15 protein-coding genes and 1 riboswitch are annotated in these 17,536 nt (G+C 69.0%); of the genes, 11 read left to right on the top strand and 4 right to left on the bottom strand.

Annotation, left to right across the window (positions count from 1 at the left end):
- Positions 1-79 precede the first annotated feature (79 nt).
- From BMY53_RS22270 to BMY53_RS22250, 5 genes are all read left to right on the top strand, one after another.
- Positions 80-2,449: an aminotransferase class V-fold PLP-dependent enzyme gene (locus BMY53_RS22270; RefSeq protein ID WP_092948812.1), complete on the top strand. Its 2,370-nt coding sequence runs from the start codon at positions 80-82 to the stop codon at positions 2,447-2,449.
- Between the two features lie 102 nt (positions 2,450-2,551).
- A complete protein-coding gene (locus BMY53_RS22265; RefSeq protein ID WP_143074186.1) occupies positions 2,552-3,508 on the top strand; it encodes an oxygen-dependent tRNA uridine(34) hydroxylase TrhO in 957 nt (318 codons plus the stop codon).
- Between the two features lie 92 nt (positions 3,509-3,600).
- Entirely contained in the window at positions 3,601-4,902 is a 1,302-nt protein-coding gene (locus BMY53_RS22260) for a UDP-N-acetylglucosamine 1-carboxyvinyltransferase (protein ID WP_092948810.1), read from the top strand.
- Positions 4,903-4,922: 20 nt separating this feature from the next.
- Positions 4,923-5,942 (top strand): TIGR02285 family protein, encoded by a 1,020-nt coding sequence (locus BMY53_RS22255; protein WP_092948808.1) that lies wholly within the window; start codon positions 4,923-4,925, stop codon positions 5,940-5,942.
- A gap of 5 nt (positions 5,943-5,947) precedes the next feature.
- Positions 5,948-6,889 (top strand): pseudouridine synthase, encoded by a 942-nt coding sequence (locus tag BMY53_RS22250; RefSeq protein WP_092948806.1) that lies wholly within the window; start codon positions 5,948-5,950, stop codon positions 6,887-6,889.
- Here BMY53_RS22250 and BMY53_RS22245 read toward each other — a convergent pair.
- Positions 6,884-7,453 carry a 6,7-dimethyl-8-ribityllumazine synthase gene (locus BMY53_RS22245; protein ID WP_092948887.1) on the bottom strand — a complete coding sequence of 190 codons (570 nt, stop codon included), beginning with the start codon at positions 7,451-7,453 and terminating at the stop codon, positions 6,884-6,886. The two genes, BMY53_RS22250 and BMY53_RS22245, sit on opposite strands and share 6 nt — an antisense overlap.
- A 97-nt stretch (positions 7,454-7,550) precedes the next feature.
- Positions 7,551-7,740, bottom strand: a riboswitch (FMN riboswitch).
- A 394-nt stretch (positions 7,741-8,134) separates the two neighbouring features.
- Here BMY53_RS22245 and BMY53_RS22240 point away from each other — a divergent pair.
- Positions 8,135-9,436 carry a GGDEF domain-containing protein gene (locus tag BMY53_RS22240; RefSeq protein WP_177200998.1) on the top strand — a complete coding sequence of 434 codons (1,302 nt, stop codon included), beginning with the start codon at positions 8,135-8,137 and terminating at the stop codon, positions 9,434-9,436.
- Positions 9,437-9,452: 16 nt separating this feature from the next.
- Here BMY53_RS22240 and BMY53_RS22235 read toward each other — a convergent pair whose 3' ends face one another.
- Together BMY53_RS22235 and BMY53_RS22230 are read right to left on the bottom strand one after the other, a co-directional pair.
- On the bottom strand, positions 9,453-10,271 hold the full coding sequence (locus tag BMY53_RS22235; RefSeq protein ID WP_092948885.1) for an HDOD domain-containing protein: 819 nt from the start codon (positions 10,269-10,271) through the stop codon (positions 9,453-9,455).
- An 85-nt stretch (positions 10,272-10,356) separates the two neighbouring features.
- Entirely contained in the window at positions 10,357-11,118 is a 762-nt protein-coding gene (locus BMY53_RS22230) for a TSUP family transporter (RefSeq protein ID WP_404947904.1), read from the bottom strand.
- Between the two features lie 714 nt (positions 11,119-11,832).
- Between BMY53_RS22230 and BMY53_RS22225 the strand changes: the two genes are divergently transcribed.
- The 4 genes from BMY53_RS22225 to BMY53_RS22210 are packed head-to-tail and all read left to right on the top strand — an operon-like array spanning position 11,833 to position 16,583.
- On the top strand, positions 11,833-12,495 hold the full coding sequence (locus BMY53_RS22225; protein ID WP_092948802.1) for an RNA polymerase sigma factor: 663 nt from the start codon (positions 11,833-11,835) through the stop codon (positions 12,493-12,495).
- The gene (locus BMY53_RS22220) at positions 12,492-12,980 is read left to right on the top strand and encodes a hypothetical protein (RefSeq protein WP_092948800.1); all 489 of its coding nucleotides are present in this window, start codon (positions 12,492-12,494) and stop codon (positions 12,978-12,980) included. Before BMY53_RS22225 ends, BMY53_RS22220 begins: the two co-directional genes overlap by 4 nt.
- Before the next feature lie 14 nt (positions 12,981-12,994).
- Positions 12,995-14,272 (top strand): hypothetical protein, encoded by a 1,278-nt coding sequence (locus BMY53_RS22215; RefSeq protein WP_143074185.1) that lies wholly within the window; start codon positions 12,995-12,997, stop codon positions 14,270-14,272.
- Positions 14,273-14,297: 25 nt separating this feature from the next.
- A complete protein-coding gene (locus BMY53_RS22210; protein ID WP_092948796.1) occupies positions 14,298-16,583 on the top strand; it encodes a DEAD/DEAH box helicase in 2,286 nt (761 codons plus the stop codon).
- Positions 16,584-16,633: 50 nt separating this feature from the next.
- On the opposite strand, the gene BMY53_RS26100 is transcribed toward BMY53_RS22210, so the two are convergent.
- Positions 16,634-16,795: a hypothetical protein gene (locus BMY53_RS26100; RefSeq protein ID WP_177200997.1), complete on the bottom strand. Its 162-nt coding sequence runs from the start codon at positions 16,793-16,795 to the stop codon at positions 16,634-16,636.
- Positions 16,796-17,033: 238 nt separating this feature from the next.
- Here BMY53_RS26100 and BMY53_RS22205 point away from each other — a divergent pair, with 238 nt between their 5' ends.
- Positions 17,034-17,456: a thioredoxin family protein gene (locus tag BMY53_RS22205; RefSeq protein WP_255370332.1), complete on the top strand. Its 423-nt coding sequence runs from the start codon at positions 17,034-17,036 to the stop codon at positions 17,454-17,456.
- The last annotated feature ends 80 nt before the right edge of the window (positions 17,457-17,536 follow it).

The raw sequence follows: 17,536 nt of genomic DNA, 5'->3' as shown, positions 1-17,536 counted from the left end.
CTGGTGACCTGACTTGGTACAGCTGTGCCCGGCGCAGGGACCATCGCCACCACAACGCCCCCTCTAGCCCGGCCACGCCATGGAAATCTATCTCGACGCCAACGCCACCACGCCCGTGCTGGCACAGGCCCGCGCCGCCGCGCTGGCCGTGATGGACCAGGATTTCGGCAACCCCAGCAGCATCCACAGCACCGGCCTGAAAGCCCGTGCGCTGATGGACGCCGTACGCGCCCGGGCCCGGCGTGTCCTGGGGGTAGAGACAGGCCAGCTGCTGTTCCTCAGCGGTGCCACTGAAGGCATTCAGACCGCCGTGCTGTCCGCGCTGAGTGCCCTGCGCGCGGCGGGGGCCGATGCCCTCGCGCTTCCTGGCGCCCTTGCCGAAGCGACCGGCACCGCGTTGCAGCCGGCCAACCCCTCGCCGCTGGAAACCCGTCCACCCGTGCGCTGGCTGCTTTACGGCGCCACAGAACACAAGGCCGTGCCAGAAGCGCTGCGCCACTGGAATCAACTGCTGGGCCTCGGCCTGGAGGTGAAGGCCATCCCGGTCGGGTCGGACGGCCGCCACGATCTGGCATGGCTGCGCCAGTACGCGCCGCAGGCCGGGCTGGTCTGCACCATGGCCGCCAACAATGAAACCGGCGTGATCTCCGACCTGGATGGCATCGCCGCCGTGCTGGCCGCCTGCCCGCAGCGCCCGTTCTGGCTGGTGGACGGCGTCCAGGCCCTGGGCAAACTGCCCCTGCGGCTGGAAGCCTGGGGTGTGGACTACGCACCGTTCTCCGGTCACAAGCTCTACGCCCCCAAAGGCATCGGCCTGCTGTACGTGCGGGCCGGCGCCCCGTTCACACCGCTGATGGCCGGTGGCGGCCAGGAAAGCGCCCTGCGCTCCGGCACCGAGAACATGTCCGGCATCGCCGCACTGGGCGCCGTGCTGGCCGCGCTGGAGGAGGGCGGCAGCTTTCGGGACCTGGCCACCCTGCAGGCCTTCCGAGACCGGCTGACCGCCGCGCTGCGCGATGCCTTCCCGGAACTGCGCTTCAACGCCCCGCAGGCCACCACCCTGCCCACCACGCTGAATTTCTCGGTGCCCGGCCTCAGCTCCAAGCTGCTCCTGGACCTCTTTGACGCGGCGGACATCCGCATCAGCGGAGGCTCCGCCTGCAGCGCCGCCAAGGCCCAACCCAGCCACGTGCTGGAGGCCATGGGCCTGCCAGCGGCCCAGACGGAATCCGCCGTGCGGCTGTCCTTCGGCCCCGCCGTGGACGAGACCTTCATCCGTGAGGCCTGCGCCCGCATCCGCGCCTGCGGCGAAGCCCTGCGCGACCACTGCCTCAGCCCCGACGGCAACCACCCCCAGCCCGCCGACGGCATCACCCGCTTCATGGTGGACGGCGCCTGCTGCTGGCTGATCGCCGACGCGGCCAGCCGCCGCTGCGTGGTCATCGACCCCCTGCCTGAACTGACCGACCGGCTGGCCCAATGGGTGCGATGTCAGGACTATCAGCTGGTGGCCGTGCTGGACACCCACAGCCATGGTGACCACGCCTCCTCCGCTGCCGCGCTGAGGGACGCCGTGGGCCATCTGGCCCCGGCCGGCCCCATTGATCCGCTGGGCTGGCCCGCAGGCCAGGAAGCTTTGACGCTGGGCGAGCGCCGCCTGCGCCGCCTGGCCACCCCCGGCCACACTGAAGATTCGACCGCCTATCTGCTGAGCACCCATGGCGAGACCAGCGTGGCATTCGTTGGCGACACCGTCATGCCCGGCGCGCTGGGCCGCAGCGATTTCTCGCAGAGCGCGCCCCTGGCCTTCCGCGACTCCCTGCGCCACCTGGCCGAAACCGTGGGGCCCCACCTGGTGCTGGCCCCCGCCCACGACTACGACCAGCGCTTTGCCACCACCTTCAGCGCCGAAGCCGCCCGCCAGCCGCTGCTGGCCCACGCCCTGCGCGGCACGCTGGACGCCACCGCCTTTGCGGCCGCCAAGGCCGGGCTGGAGCGCCACTTCCCGCTGACCGAGTTCAAGACCATGGCCTGCGGCGCCCGGGTGGAGCCGCCCGATGCGGCCCTGGCCGGCGCTGCCATCGAAGTGGACCTGGACGCCCTGCGCGACTTGCTGCAGCAGTCGCCAAAAGCGCGGCTGATCGACGTCCGCGAGCCCTATGAGCAGCGGCTGAGCCTGATGCCCGACCTGCCCGAACTCGGCCCGGGCCACCACCTCCATGCCACGCCGCTCTCGCGCCTGGTGGACGCCCTGCCCGAATGGCTGCAGCTGCCGGCGGATGTGCCGCTGATCTTCTTCTGCCGCAGCGGCAACCGCAGCGCACAGGCCGCGCTGGCCTTGCGGCGCCTCGGGCATGAAGCCGCCTACACCCTGGCGGGTGGCCTGGCCCTGTGGCCGCGGGACCAGGCGCTGCGGGCCGAGGCCCTGGATTCGGCGCTGTACATGTAGCCACCGGCCCCCAGCCAGCCGCATCCGCAACGACATCCGCACCCGCATCTGCATTCGCAGCCACCCTCCCTGCCGTTCCGTTCCCGCGACGTCCTGATTTCCATGCCCGCCTCCTCTGCCATCGACGCGCCCGACGGCGCTCCCACCAGCGCCGCCGCCGCGCCTTCCGCCGCCGCATCCGCTGGTCCGGGGCATTCGGCGCATTCGGCGCATTCGGCCGACACGCCCGCGCCGGACTTGGTGGAGCATCAGCACAGCTCGTTCTACAAGTTCGTCGCCCTGGACGACACGCCCAGCCTGGCGCAGCACCTGCGGCAGACCTATGAACGCCTGGGCCGCCAGGTGGGCGGCAACATCCTGCTGGCGCCCGAAGGCATCTCCGGTGCCATCGGCGGGCCGACGCCGGCGCTGGCCGCCTACGAAGCCGCGCTGCAGGAACACCCCGCCCTGGCCGACCTGCAGTTCAAGCGCAGCTTCTGCATCACGCGCCCCTTCACACTGCTGAAGGTGCATGAAAAGCCGGAGCTGGTGGCCTTTGGCCTGCCCGGCGTGTCCGGCCTGGAAGACCGGCCGGACACCCACGTCTCCCCGCAGGACTGGCGCGAGCTGATCCGCCGTGACGACGTGGTGGTGCTGGACAACCGCAACCACTTCGAGTTCCAGCTCGGCCACTTCGCCGGCGCGGTTGACCCCGAGGTGCGGCACTTCCGCGATTTCCCCGCCTACGTGCAGGCCCACGCCGAGGTCTGGAAGCAGGCGGGCAAGACGGTGGCCATGTACTGCACCGGAGGCATCCGCTGCGAGAAGCTGTCCGGCTGGATGAGCGACCAGGGCCTGGCCGTGCGCCAGCTGGAGGGCGGCATCGTCAACTACTTCGCCCAGATGCCCGATGCGGAGGCCGACTGGCTGGGCGAGTGTTTTGTCTTCGACAAGCGCATCGCCATCGACACTCATCGGCGCGAGACGGCCACCACCGCCGAGCAGGTCTACGGCGACGACCCGGCCGAAGCCTGGCGCCTGGCACGGGCGCGACGGCTGGATCCGGGCGCCAGTTCGTGAAAGAACGTGACCAGATGCCCGCAGGGCATGGCCGGTCTTCGATGCTGCGTCGATAATCGCAGCCTGATTGCTCCAACTGGTTCGCGCGGCCCATGTCCAACCTCATCGTCCACGGCGGCTCCCCCCTGAAGGGCCGCATCGTTCCCTCGGCCAACAAGAACGCCGTGTTGCCCATCCTGTGCGCAACGCTGCTGACGCGGGAACCCATCCGGCTGCACGGCGTGCCCGAGATCACCGACGTCAAGAAGATCCTGGAGGTCTTCCGCCAGCTCGGCAGCGCCGTCTCGGTGGATTTCAGCACCGGCGTGCTGGACCTGCACCACCAGGACACGCACTTCGACCCCGCCAAGGACCACCTGCCCGAAGAAATGCGCAGCTCCATCATGCTGGTGCCGGGGCTGATGGCGCGTTTTGGCGCCGCCCGCATCGAGGATGACGTGAAGGGCTGCACCCTGGGGGCCCGCGAGATCGATCCGCATGTGGAGGTGTTCGAGCGCTTCGGCGCCTCGGTGGACCGCGCCGCCGACGGCCTGCTGCTGAAGGTGCAAGGCAAGCTGCGCCACAACGACCACTGGACCGACTACGCCTCGGTCACCACCACCGAAAACTTCGTGCTGTGCGCCGCGCTGGCGGACGGCACCTCCACGCTGATGAATGCCGCCAGCGAGCCGCATGTGCAGGAGTTCTGCCAGTTCATGCAGATGCTGGGTGCGAAACTGGAAGGCCTGGGCACCTCGCGCCTGACCATCCATGGCGTGTCGTCCCTGGGAGGCGGCGAATTCACCTTCGCCGAGGACTTCCACGAGATCGTCACCTTCCTGGCGCTGGGCGCCATCACCGGCGGCGACGTGCGGGTCAAGAATTCCCACCCGGAGCAGTTCCCGCTGATCGACCGCACCTTCGCCAAGTTCGGCGTGCAGGTCGTGCATGAAGAGGGCTGGTCGCGCACGGTGGTGAACGGCTCGCTCAAGGTCAAGGAGCCCTTCACCCGCAACATCCTGCAGAAGGTGGAAGCGGCGCCCTGGCCTTACCTGCCGGTGGACCTGCTGCCGATCTTCGTGGCCCTGGGCGTGAAGGCCGAAGGCAGCGTGATGTTCTGGAACAAGGTCTATGACGGGGCCATGGGCTGGACCACCGAACTCTCCAAGTTCGGCGCCCACGCTTTCCTCTCGGACCCGCACCGCATGGTCACCTTCGGCGGCAAGCCGCTGACGCCGGCCGAGGTGGAAAGCCCCTACATCATCCGCGTGGCCATTGCCCTGCTGATGGTGGCGGCCAGCATCCCCGGCAAGTCGGTCATCCACAACGCCGCGCCCGTGCGCCGCGCCCATCCCCAGTTCGCCGAGAACATCACCCGCCTCGGCGCCCGGGTGGAATGGGTCGAAGGCGACTGAACCTGGCTGGCTGAACCTTGATGCTGCACCGGCGCCCGGACCTGGTGCCGCCGGTGTGGGCGGCAGCGATGGCGATGATGACGCTGTTGGCGCTGTGTGGCCCTGCGCAGGCACATCCCGCTTCGCCCCAGATGCCCGCGCATCCGCCTTCGCAATCCACGGGCGCGGGCGCCGCAAGCGCGGCGGCAGCACCTGCATGGCCCACCTCGACCATCCACTGGGTGGTCGCGGACCTGCCCCCGCATTTCACCTTCAAGGACGGTCGCGCCCCGCAACGCCCGCAGGACCTGGGGGAGGGCGAAGTGGACGGCTTCCTCCACCTGCTGGTGGACCGCATGCCGCAGTTCCGGCATGAGTTCCTGGAGGTGAGCCTGCCACGGTTCGAAGCCCTGGCCCGGCAGGGCGAGACGCTGTGCAGCGTGCTGCATGTGCGCACGCCTGAACGGCTGCAGTGGCTGTACTTCACCTCGCTCTACCCGCCGCAGGTCTCGCGGCAGATCCATGTGGTGGTGCGGCTGGAAGACATGGGGAAGTTCGTGAAGGACGGACAGGTGCTGCAGCTGTCGGACCTGCTGCAGCGCTCGGACCTGGTCGGCCTGCTGCCCCGCAATCGCAGCTACGGCCCCCGCATCGACAAGCTGCTCGCCACCCACCCCGAACGCGCGCCCCGCACCATCGTGGCCGGCCGCAGCACCAACCTGCTGCCCATGCTGAAGGCGAGGCGCATGGACTACACGCTGGAATATCCCGCCACGGTGGATGACTATATGGCTCAGCACCCCGAGGCACCGGGCCTGGCGAAGCTGCCGGTGGCCGAGGGGCGCAGCACCACGCTGGCCACGGCGGGCTGCAGCCGCACGCCCGAGGGCCGGGTGGCGATCCTGGCAATCGACAAGGCCCTGCGGCAGATGGCGGTGGACCCACAACGCGATGCCTGGATCCGCGCCTGGCGGCGCAAGCTCCCGCTGGACGCCGAGGATCACCAGCGCCTGCTGCGTTATCTGGACGAGCGCGGTCGCGGCCCGGCCCAGGTCGACTGAGCCTCATGGCCCGCCCCACCAAGCTGGCACTGCCGCTGCGCGATGGCGTGGCCGCGTCCGCCTTGTCGTGCCCGCCCGGGCCATGGGCGCTGGTGCTGGACTTCCTCGCCGAGCGGCTGCCCCTGGTGGCGCGACAGGACTGGGCCGAGCGAATGGCCCGGGGCGACGTGCTGGATGAGCGCGGCGAGCCGCTGCCGATCGACGCCCCTTTTGCACCCTGCCGCGGGCGGCGGCTGTATTACTGGCGCTGGCTGGCGGACGAGCCGCAGGTCCCCGGCGAGGTCGGCATCGTTCATCAGGACGAGCACCTGCTGGTGGCGGACAAGCCGCACTTCCTGCCGGTGACGCCCAAGGGCCGTTATGTGCAGCAGACCCTGCTGACACGGCTGCGTCGGCTCACGGGCATCGCAGACCTCAGCCCCCTGCACCGACTGGACCGCGAGACGGCTGGACTGGTGCTGTTCTCCGTGCGCGCGGACAGCCGGGACGCCTATCAGCGGCTGTTCCGGGATCGCGAGGTGGACAAGGTCTATGAGGCGATAGCGCCCTGGTCCGACACCCAAGCCTTCCCGGTGGACCTGGCCACGCGGCTGGAAGAGCACCCGGTGGACTTCATGCAGATGCAGACCGTGCCGGGCGAGCCCAATGCCTTCACGCGGGTGAGCGTGCTGGAACGGCTCGATGGCGGGTGGGCGCGTTATGAGCTCCAACCCGCCACCGGCGCCAAACATCAGCTTCGTGCGCAGATGTGCGCCTTGGGCCTGCCGCTGATGGGCGACCGGATCTACCCGGTGCTGCAAGCGGCGGAGGACACCCCGGACTTCTCCCATCCGCTGCAGTTGCTGGCGCGGACCCTGCGCTTCGACGATCCGGTCACCGGCCAGGCAAGGCGCTTCAGCACCCGGTTGCAGTTGGCGGGCGTCCCGGGGTCGATCAGGCGCTCATGAGGACAGCGCCTCGATCTGCCGCAGGCTGGTGAGCGTGGCCACGCACGCGGCGGCCAGCTCCGTGCCCTTGTGCACCAGATGCTCATGGAAGAACTGATGATGCACCGCATGCTCATGGAAGGCCAACGGGGTGAGCACGGCGGAGAACACCGGCACGCCCGTGTCCATCTGCGCACGCATCAGCCCGTCGATCACGGCCTGCGCCACGAAGTCATGGCGGTAGATGCCGCCGTCCACCACCAGGGCGCAGGCGAGCACCGCATCAAACTGGCCACTGCGCGCCAGCTTCAGGGCATGCAACGGAGTCTCGAAGGCGCCAGGCACATGGATGTGGGTGATGTGACAGGGGCCGGCCGCTTCGAGGCCCTTCACCGCAGCGTCGCGGCATTGGCCGACCAGGTCGGCATGCCAGCTGGCGGACACGATGGCGATGCGAGGCGGGTGGCCGCTGCCAAACGTACGCGGGGGGGACCCAGAGGCGCCGGCGGCATGCGGAGACTGCGGGGACTGCGGCGCAGCGGCTTGCTGCTGGGAGGATACGGAGCGGGAAACAGGCTGATTCATGAGGACCTTCTTCAGGTTGAACAATGAATCAGGGCGCGCACGCACAGCGCGGCTCCGCCACGCATGCAGGCATGCGCAGCCGGTGGGCCGACGATGAACGCGATCTCTTTCATCCGGACTGTGACCGTCGGCCCTGGCCTCTCACCAGGTCTGCTGACCCCTGCGGGGCGGGCTTTCGGCCATCCCTACAGGGCGCTCGCGGGCTCCCGGACAGCGCAGCCACGTGCTCACGTCGCCGCGTTCCGGATACCGCCGGTGGGGAATTGCACCCCGCCCTGAGAACGCTGCCCCGGCGAGAGCCGGGACGGGGCAGATTTTAGGACGGTCGTTCGATAAGGCGCTGGGCTGGAGTGGATGCCCTTTTTGCGTTGTGCGCTGAACATCGCACCGCTGCGGGGCGTTGGCGTCGCTTCCCAAAAGCACGAGGTCCTCCCCGTCATCGCCGCGGCGTGCCGGGTGTTGTCCCCTCAATCTGTCCACACCTTGCTGGCCGTCGAACGGCGGTGGTGCCACGGCAGCGACCGCCCGCAGCATGGGGCTCTGCGCCTGGCGGAGCGCCATGATGCCGGTACCTCCGGGTGACCACGGCCCTCATCAGGGGGCCCGAGCCTGCGCGTTTCCCCGGGGAAGCCAAGGGGCATGGAAATGCACAATGTTTCAAGATCGTTGCGGCACCTCCCCATGACCCCAAAGGCGATTCGCATCTCGGTCGGCGCACGCACGCTGTTGGCGTTGTTCGTGCTGGGGCTGCTGCTGGCGGCCCTGTCCAGCGGCTGGGACCTGCGGCAGGAGACACGTCGACGCGCGCAGCAACTGGACCAGGAGTTGGGCGTCATTGCGCCGCTGTATACCGTCGCCCTGCTGCACAGCCAGGGCCAGCCGCGAGAGGCGACTCAAGCGCTGCTGCAGCGCATCGTGCGCCAGCATGGCTTGCGCAGCATCGAGTTGAAGATGCAGTCCGGCGAGCAGCTCCGTGCCCTGAGCGATGAAGACAGCGATCCGGGGCCGAGCATGGAGTTCGCGCTGGGTGGCGCCGGCGGTGCGCTGCGGGTCCAGGCCCAGGCGGCGTCAGTCATGCAGACGCTGCGGCACGACCCCCTGCTGCGCAGCACGGTGACGCATCTGCTGGTGGTGGTGGCGCTGGGGCTGGTGGCCGCCGTGCTGCTGGACCGGTGGCTGCTGCAACAGTTGCGCAGGCTCAGTGAAGAGGTGCGCCGGTTCGACCCCACCATGCCGCCGCAATCGCTCTCCTGGCTGGAGCCCGATGAACACGGGCCCCACGAGGTGCTGCAACTGGAACGCGCCTTTGCGCACGTGCACACCACCCTGGGCGGTGAGCTGCAGCGGGAGCAGACACGGGGCCGGCAACTGCGTGATGAGATCGCCCGGCAGCATCAGCGCCTGGAGCAGGTGGAGCGCTCGCTGGAGGCCAAGCGCCGCGAGCTGGCCGCGCTGGAGCGCAATGACCCGCTGACCGGCGTGGCCAACCGGCGGGAGCTGGAGCTGGAACTGCGGCGCGAGTTCAAGCGGGTGCAGCGGGACCAGGGGCGCCTGGCCCTGGCCGTCATCGACGTGGACGACCTCAAGCCCTACAACGACCGTCACGGGCGCGCCTCGGGCGATGAGCTGCTCAAGCGGCTGGCGCATTTCCTGGCGGAACAGTTCCAGCGTGACACGGACATGGTGGCCCGCCTCGGTGGCGAGGAATTCGTCGTGCTGATGCCGGGGCTGGACCTCCGGACTGCGCAGGACCGCATGGAGTCCGTGCGGGATGCCTGGCGGGCTGTGGCCATGCCGCACGGTGCACTGCCGGCGTCACGCGGCCGCAGCGCCCGCGACGATCTGGTGACCGTCAGCATCGGGTTGGCGGCCTATCAGCCGGGCCGCCCCTACCTCAGCACACAGGCATTGATGCAGGCGGCCGATGAGGCGCTCTACCTCGCCAAGCACACCGGGCGCGACCGCATCTGCCTGGCGTCTTGAGGCCCCTGGCCGGCACTCATCGCCCCTGAGATTCCGCCTGCTGAAGTTGCTCTTCGACCCGCCGTGCAGCGCGCAGCATCAGGGTTTCGTCCAGCTGCGCCTGCGGCGCAATGAGCATCACGGTTTCGTCCAGCTTGGACGGATCGTTCATCAAGGTCCAGGCCACCAGCGAGATGGCCCCCACGCCGCGGCGTTGCATGGCCTCGGGCATGCGCAGTTCGTCCTGCACCTGGACGTGGAAGCGCACACTGCTGACGGCTGCGGGCGCCAGGCCCCAGCTCTCGCACAGGGCCGAACCCAGGGCGTCATGGCTGACACCGAAGGCCGTGTGTTCGAGCTGCACCAACTCCACATCGCTGCCGGCGGCACGCAACATGGCCGGATAGTGGCCCGGGGCATGGCGGTACAGCACCGCCTTGCCGCATTCCTCGAAAAGGCCGGCCGAGTGGGATGCCCAGGGGTCTACCCCCAGCATCTGGCCCATGCGGCCCATGAGCAGGCCGCGCTTGGCAGCACGGCTCCAGACAGGCTCCAGCTCCGCCGCTGGCGGGAAGGCCGCGCGCAAGCCCATTTCAAAGGTGATGGCGGCCACCTCGCGCATGCCCAGATAGGTCAGCGCCTGATGCACGGTCTGCACCCGGCCCCGCAGGCCGTACAGCGAGGAATTGACCGCCTTCATCACGGCGGCGGCCAGGGCCATGTCGGTTTCGACGAGGGAAGAGACGGCTTGCAGGTCAATGTCTTCATCCGCCATCAGCAGCGAGAGCTTGACCAGCACCTCCGGCTGAGTGGGGATTTCAATGTCCAACGAACGCAGTTGTGGATCGACGGGCATGGTGAGCGGCGGTTGTTTGTCCAATGGTATAGCGACTGTGGGCTATCCCGTCATCCCGCCTTTGGCGGAGAGACCCGGGAGGAGTTCAACGCAAGAACGCGTCGTAGCCCGTTTTGAGAATGAGCAGGGCAACCACGGCAACAAACATGCCGCGTACAAAACCGGCGCCGCGGGCCAGGGCCATGCGGGTGCCGACCAGGCTGCCAGCGACGTTGGCCACGGCCATCACGGCGGCAATGTGCCACCAGACATGACCCTTGCTGGCAAACAGTACCAGGGCAGCCGCATTGGTCGCGGTGTTGAGCAATTTGGCGGTGGCGGAGGCGTGCAGGAAGTCGAAGCCCAGCAGGCGCACGAACAGGAAGACGAAGAAACTGCCCGTACCCGGGCCGAAGAAGCCGTCGTAGAACCCGATCACCACGCCGATCACGGCCGCAATGGCGGTCTGCACGCCCACCGTGTGGCGCGGGGCGTGGCGGCGGCCCAGGTCCTTCTTGGCCAGTGTGTACAGCAGCACCGCCAGCAAAATCACCGGCAGCGCCTTGCGCAGGCCGGACGGGTCCACCTGCGTCACCGCCCAGGCGCCACAGAAACTGCCGGCCAGGGCGGCGATGGCCGCAGGCATGAGGGCAAGCCAGGGCAGGGAGACCCGCTTGGCGTATTGATGCGTGGCCCAGGCGGTGCCCCAGACCGAGGCGCCCTTGTTGGTACCGAACAGGGTGGCCGGCGCGGCGTTGGGGAAGGTGCTGAAGAGGGCCGGCACCAGCACCAGGCCACCACCGCCGACGACGGCGTCCACAAAGCCGGCCAGCAGCGAGGCCACGGCCACGGTGAAGAGTTCGATCATGAGCAGCGACTCGCAGGAGCGGGCCGCAAACCAGGAAAAGTCGGGGCCACAAAAACAAAGCGGGCACCTGTCGTCAGGTGCCCGCGAATTGTGACAGTGTCACCGCATTTCGTTGGTGTTGGTCTGATCTGTTTGTCTCCTCAGCCCCCGTAGGCAACCACCATTCGCACAGCAGTCGCGTCGAGTGGGTTGGATCGTAGGACGGTGAATCCATGCACGCACTTGGGGTTTTCACTTGGGGAATGCACCAAGTTGGAACTGTAAGCCTGCGCTCACTTGCCATTAGAAGCCCCGTCGAAAACGTTTTGCGAACATCGCACTTTGCACGCTTCTGGCTCGTGGGCGATGATCGAACGGCGTTACAACAGGGTGTCATACCCCTGAAATGAAGGATGCCCCGCAGCGGCACCGCCTGCGCAGCACGTCTCCAGCAAGCCAGGATGGCCCTCGATCCACAGCGCCTGCGGGCGCCATGGTGAGCACCTGCCGCGACTCGGCGCTCCACCAGAAGCGGGGCCGCGGCGGCTGCGGGGGTTAAGGCAGAGGTTCCCCTAGTGGGAACTTTTGTGCTGGCAGGCGCAATACGGTCATGCTGCGACCGCCCACCTTCCGTCGAACTGCCATGCCCCGCGCCCGGCGCCGCGATGACGTGCCGCTGGCAGCCAAGGCTAGCCCGCGAGCGACGCGCCTTCCGACCCGGCGGAGGGACCTCCAGTGAGCTTCTGGACCCGCATGGCCGGACGTGCCCGCGTAGGCGGGGACGATGCGGCCGCCATCACCACCGCCCAGGCGAGCATCGAGGGTCTGGTGCGCCGCCTGCGCCAGGGCGACGCGGCCGCGCTGGAGCCGCTTTACCGGAGCGAATCCGGCCCGGTCTATCGCTATGCCCTGGCCCTGTGCGGACAGCCCGACTGGGCGGCAGACGCCATGCAGGACGCCTTTGTGAAATTTGCCGGCCGGCCCGAGGGTTGGGACCCAGGACGGGCACCCCTGGGGGCTTACCTGGCGGGCATGGCGCGTCACCACCTGCTGGCCCGTTGGCGCGACCGACCCGTCTCGGATGACGCCATGCCCGAGCCCGAGGACCTGGCGCATTCACCGGAAGAGCAACTCGTCCAGGCCCAGGACCATGCCCGGCTTTGGGAGGCGCTCCAACAGCTGCCGTGGAGCTTTCGCGAAGCGGTGGTGCTGGTGGACCTGCAGGAGCGCAGCTATGTGGAAGCCGCCGCCATCGCCGGCATTGAACTCAACACCTTGCGCACCCGTCTGCATCGCGGCCGCGCACGCCTGCTGGCCTTGCTGCAGGGCAGCACTGCAGCACCTGCCGGCCGTCCGGCCGCCATCCCGGCCCCTTCTTCGAGCCCGACCCTGCCATGACATCCGACGACGCCCCCCGATTCATCCGCCTGGCCGACTGGTTGTGGTCTGGTGCCCGTGAGCTGCAAGAGCGCCACCCCACCCAGGCGCAGCAGATGGCCACCCTGGACGCCATGCGCGCCAGCTTCGCGTCCCGGCAGGCCGCCACCCGCCGGCCACGCTGGCGCTGGTGGCTGGCCGGCCCCGGCCTGTGTGCCGCCGCGCTGATGGCCTGTGTGGGCTTGCTCAGCCTCGCGCCGCCCGGCGAGAGCGGTGCCGTGGTGGCACGGGGCAGCGATTTCATCGTGCTGGTCAGTGCGGAACGTTGGGCGGCCTACCAATCCGGCGGCACCAATACCGCCTGGCTGGTACCCACCGACGTACCGCGTGAACGCCTGGCCCTGCTGGGCCTCCCCTATGACCCCGGTGCCGCGGCCGAGCCCGTGCACACCGAACTGCTGATCCACGCATCCGGCGACGTGCTGGCGATGCGAGTCCTGCCTTGATCGAGGAGAACGACATGAATGCCTGCCTCAACACTGACACCCCCTCCGGCGCGGCCAGCGACACGCGCATGGGCCGCAGCGGGCGGCTCCGCCACCTCCACCGCCGCACGTCCGTCCTCGCGGCGGTGGCCTTGACGTTCGGGCTCACCCTCGGCCCGCTCACCGCGCATGCGCAGGAAGATGCCGCCGAGACACCCACGCCACCGCCCGCCCCCGTGGCGCCGGCCGCGCCACCAGCCCCGATGCCACCACCGCCCAGGCCGCCGGAAGATCTGGCCGAGCGTGCCGCCCTCGCCGCGGAACAGGCCCGCATCGACATCGACACGGGATTTGCCACCGTGCTGATGAAGCGCGAGCGCGTGGTCAAGGGTGCGCCGTACTGCGCCCAGGCGTTGCATGAGACCGTTCAGCCGCTGGCCGACGGCAATCGCATCGTGCACAAGCAGAGCAGCCAGTTGTGCCGGGACGGTGAAGGCCGTACCCGCCAGGAAGTGGACCGGCAGGGCCGACGCCTGGTCTACCTGCGCGACCCGGTGAGCGGCGAGAACTGGTTGCTGGACCCGGAGCGCAAGACCGCGCGTTTCCTGGGCGGCCGTGTGGAAGACAACGCGCGCCGGGAGGAGGCCGAACGGCAACGCGACTACGCCGAGCGCCAGAAGGACTATGCCGAGCGCATGCGCGACTATGCCGCGCGGATGCGTGAGTGGGCCCGGGAACATGCCCAGGCCTGGCGTGAAGGCGCCAACCCGCGACCGGATCCTCAGGCGGCGCCGCAACCCGAGCCCCGTCCGGACCCCAAGGCGGCGCCCGCCCCCGCAGCGAAGCCGGTGCCGCCTCCGCCGCCGCCCCGAGCCGTGGTGATCGCCCCATCGGTGGACCGGCAGGAGGTCCGCGTCATCCAGATCGGCACGCCGGACGGCATTGACAGCCCCATCCCGCCCATCCCGGCCGCCGTCGGCTTCAGCGCCGAGCGCTTCACGGCGGTGACTGGCAAGGCCCAGGTCGAGACCTTGCCCGCTCGGGAGCTGGGTGGGTTGAAGGTGACGGGGCAACGCCTGACCAGCACGATCGAGCCCGGCAAGATCGGCAACGAGAAACCCATCGTCATCACCGCCGAGATCTGGACCTCGCCGGAGCTGCAGCTGACCGTCAGCTCCGTGAAGAAGGACCCGCGCAGTGGCGACCAGAACTACCAGCTCCAGGACATCCGGCGCGGCGAGCCTGATGGCGCGCTGATGAAGGTTCCGGCGGACTATCGCCGCACTGGCGAGCCCAAAGCCAGGAAGGGCTGACGGACACCGCCGACAATGGCGGGTTATGCCCGGCACCCGCCCCCATCTCATTCTGCGCACCCTCTCCCGCGGCGACGGCCTGCTCGGCATGCGCCCCCACGGCAAGCTCGGCCCACGGGGGGATCGGGTCACCCTGATCCGCCTGGTCCAGGCCCCGGAGGACACGAACCACCGCCTTCAATGGGCCAACCTGCCGCTGCACCCGGTGGAGGTGGACATGTTGCAGTGGCGGGACATCGGCTTCGGACTCGCCCTGACCCCCAGCTGGACGCTGGAGCGGGAAGACCTCTTTGCCGATTTCGCAGCCGAAGACATTCCCCGCCTGCGCGAGGCCGGTTGGGAGGTCGAGCTGGCGCCAGGCTTCGCGCATTACAGCCAGGCCATCGACGGCTGGGAGCTGGAGGCGGTTGAAGCCGATGGGAGCGCCGACCGCATCCCCACCCTGGGCCTGTCCCGCCGCAAGGGCTCCTGGCTGCTCAGCCTGGGCGTGCTGGTGCAGGGCCAGCGGGTGGACCTCGCGCCCATGATCTGGGACCTGCTGCGCCGGGACAAACGCTGGCTGTCGGCAGAGGCCATCAGCCACATCGACGACGACGCCATCCTCAGCCTGCGCGCGCCCGGCGGCAAACGCCTGCACAGCACCGCCGCGCCGCTCAAGCGCCTGATGCTGACCTTGCTGGAGGTGTTGGTGGCGCAGCGCTCGCGCCGTACGCCCCTGGCCCTGAGCGCCTGGGAGGCCGCGCGGCTTTCCCTGCTGGATGGCGAAGACAGCCGCTGGCAGCTACACGGTGCCGAAGCCCTGCGTGCGCTATGGACACGCCTGCGTACCGCCGGCCCACCCGCGCCGGTGGCCGCGCCCGAGGGCCTGGGCATCACGCTGCGGCCCTATCAGCTGCAGGGCCTGGCCTGGCTGCAATATCTGGCTGCAAACGACCTGGGCGGCATCCTGGCCGACGACATGGGCCTGGGCAAGACCGCGCAGGCCCTGGCCCACCTGTGGGTACAGAAGCAGGCCGGCCGGTTGACCCGCCCCGCCCTGGTGGTCGCGCCCACCTCGCTGATCTTCAACTGGGCGCAGGAGGCGGCCCGGGTGGCGCCAGGCCTGCGGGTGGCCAGCTTCTCGGACCCTGCCCAGCGTACGGACGTGCTGGCCGGGCTCGGCTCGACCGACGTGCTGCTGTGCAGCTACGGCCTCGCCTGGCGGGAGCTGAGGGCCTTGTCTCGCCACCGCTTCAGCGTGCTGCTGGTGGATGAGGCACAGGCGGTCAAGAATCCCCGCTCACGCGCCGCGCGCGCATTGAGGCGCCTGCCCGCCGACCAGCGACTGGTGCTCACCGGTACGCCGCTGGAGAACCATCTGGGCGAGTTGTGGACGCAGTTCGACTTCCTGCTGCCGGGCTACCTCGGCGACAGCCGGCACTTCACCCGTCACTGGCGCAAGCCCATCGAGTACAACGGCAGCGCCGAGCGCGCGCGCCTGCTGGCGCAACTGGTGCGCCCCTTCATCCTGCGCCGGCTCAAGGAAGATGTGGCGCCGGAACTGCCGCCGCTGACGGTGGTCACCCAACGCATCGCCCTGCAGGGGCGCCAGCGGCAGCTCTATGAAAGCGTGCGCATCGGCGCGGACCATCTGGTGCGCCGGGTGCTGGCGCAACAGCAGATGTTTGGCGACGGGTTGATCTCGGTGCTGGACGCCATGCTCAAGCTGCGCCAGGTCTGCTGCGACCCGCGCCTGGTGCCGGGCATTGCCGTGCCCCAAGGCATGGAAGCGGCCAAGCTGGAATGGCTGGGCACCCACATCCCGGCGATGGTGGCCGAGGGCCGGCGCCTGCTGGTGTTCTCCCAGTTCACGGGCATGCTGGCCCTGGCTCGCGACGTGCTGACAGCCGCCGGCATCCCCTGGCTGAGCCTGACCGGCGACACCCCGGCCCACCAGCGGGGCGACCTGGTGCAGCGCTTCCAGGGCGGGGAGGTGCCGGTGATGCTGGTCAGCCTGAAGGCGGGCGGGGTGGGGTTGACGCTGACGGCGGCGGACACCGTCATCCAGGTGGATCCCTGGTGGAACCCGGCGGTGGATGCCCAGGCCATGGCCCGGGCGCACCGGCTGGGCCAGACCCGGCCGGTGTTTGTCCATCAACTGGTGATCGAGGGCAGCATCGAGGAACGGATGCTGGAACTCCAGGCACGCAAACGGGCACTGGCCGACGGCCTGTTGGGCCGCGACAGTGGGGAGGCGCTGGAGAAATTCAGTCCCGCGGACATCGAACGCCTGCTGGCGCCCTTGATGGATGACGGGGACGAGGTGGCCTGATCAGGCCGGACCGTACAGTGCGCGGGACACGCACGGTCCTGGTGCAGCGCTCAGCGCTTGCGGTCGAAGCGCAGGGCGCGGGCGACGCTACGGCGGTCGCAGCCCAGGCTGGCCACTTCAAAGGCCTCGTGCTTGCGGCCCTTGTCGTTCTGCCACTCGGGCAGCGGCGCGCGACGGGTTTGGGATTCGGTACGGGATTGGGACTTCATCATGGTCTTGGACCTTCTGGCTTCCAAGCGGGCAATGACCGCTTTGTGGCACCTAACGCGGCCGGTCTACGCCCCGTTGACAAGCATCTAACAATTCCAGACGCCTGTGATGCACCGAAACACTGCATCGGGTTGTTGCGTTCTTTTAAAGAACATTTCATGTTCGACCGTCGCAGGGGTGCAACGGGACTTTGTTGCCTTCGCTCGTCGCCACGCCGGGTTTGTGGCTAAGCTGCCCGGCATGTCCGTGTTGCCTTCCGCCTCCATGTCTCCCGCCGGCCCTGCCGCTGACGGGCAGACGCCTGCATCAACCTTGCTGGTGGCCTGCCTGTGTGCCGCCTGGTGCCGGGTGTGCGATACCTACCGGGACGACTTTGCCCAGTTGCGACAGCAATACCCTGGCGCCCGATTCATCTGGGTGGACATCGAGGACGACGCCGAACTGGTGGACGACCTGGAAGTGGAGACCTTCCCCACCCTGCTGATCGGGCAGCAGGAGCGGCTGTGTTTCATCGGCCCGGTTTTGCCCCAACCTGGTGCGGCCCAGCGGCTGGTCCAGGCAGCCGTGGAGAACCCGGCCATGACAGCCGCCAGCGCTTCCGCGCCGGCGGGCACCACGGCGGCGGCCCAGGCGCTGCTGTGCCGGCTACGCCAGGCCTGTTAAGGAATCTCTGCATCACCCGCGAGCCGAGGTGGCCCTGAATTCGGGATGGGGCGCAAGGCGCAAACCACAGCCCTAGCCGG

The organism is Roseateles sp. YR242, assembly GCF_900109745.1.
Classification (GTDB): domain Bacteria; phylum Pseudomonadota; class Gammaproteobacteria; order Burkholderiales; family Burkholderiaceae_C; genus Roseateles.
Note: the sequence above shows the minus strand (reverse complement) of the source record. Positions and strands in the feature narration are given on the sequence as shown.

Bases quoted from the DNA above. Each gene is read 5' to 3' on its own strand.
- BMY53_RS22215 (WP_143074185.1), top strand. From the start codon at position 12,995: ATGAATGCCTGCCTCAACACTGACACCCCCTCCGGCGCGGCCAGCGAC.
- BMY53_RS22220 (WP_092948800.1), top strand. From the start codon at position 12,492: ATGACATCCGACGACGCCCCCCGATTCATCCGCCTGGCCGACTGGTTG.
- BMY53_RS22245 (WP_092948887.1), bottom strand. From the start codon at position 7,453: ATGAATCAGCCTGTTTCCCGCTCCGTATCCTCCCAGCAGCAAGCCGCT.
- BMY53_RS22205 (WP_255370332.1), top strand. From the start codon at position 17,034: ATGTCCGTGTTGCCTTCCGCCTCCATGTCTCCCGCCGGCCCTGCCGCT.
- BMY53_RS22240 (WP_177200998.1), top strand. From the start codon at position 8,135: ATGACCCCAAAGGCGATTCGCATCTCGGTCGGCGCACGCACGCTGTTG.
- BMY53_RS22230 (WP_404947904.1), bottom strand. From the start codon at position 11,118: ATGATCGAACTCTTCACCGTGGCCGTGGCCTCGCTGCTGGCCGGCTTT.
- BMY53_RS22255 (WP_092948808.1), top strand. From the start codon at position 4,923: ATGCTGCACCGGCGCCCGGACCTGGTGCCGCCGGTGTGGGCGGCAGCG.
- BMY53_RS22270 (WP_092948812.1), top strand. From the start codon at position 80: ATGGAAATCTATCTCGACGCCAACGCCACCACGCCCGTGCTGGCACAG.
- BMY53_RS22260 (WP_092948810.1), top strand. From the start codon at position 3,601: ATGTCCAACCTCATCGTCCACGGCGGCTCCCCCCTGAAGGGCCGCATC.
- BMY53_RS22235 (WP_092948885.1), bottom strand. From the start codon at position 10,271: ATGCCCGTCGATCCACAACTGCGTTCGTTGGACATTGAAATCCCCACT.
- BMY53_RS26100 (WP_177200997.1), bottom strand. From the start codon at position 16,795: ATGATGAAGTCCCAATCCCGTACCGAATCCCAAACCCGTCGCGCGCCG.
- BMY53_RS22265 (WP_143074186.1), top strand. From the start codon at position 2,552: ATGCCCGCCTCCTCTGCCATCGACGCGCCCGACGGCGCTCCCACCAGC.
- BMY53_RS22250 (WP_092948806.1), top strand. From the start codon at position 5,948: ATGGCCCGCCCCACCAAGCTGGCACTGCCGCTGCGCGATGGCGTGGCC.
- BMY53_RS22210 (WP_092948796.1), top strand. From the start codon at position 14,298: ATGCCCGGCACCCGCCCCCATCTCATTCTGCGCACCCTCTCCCGCGGC.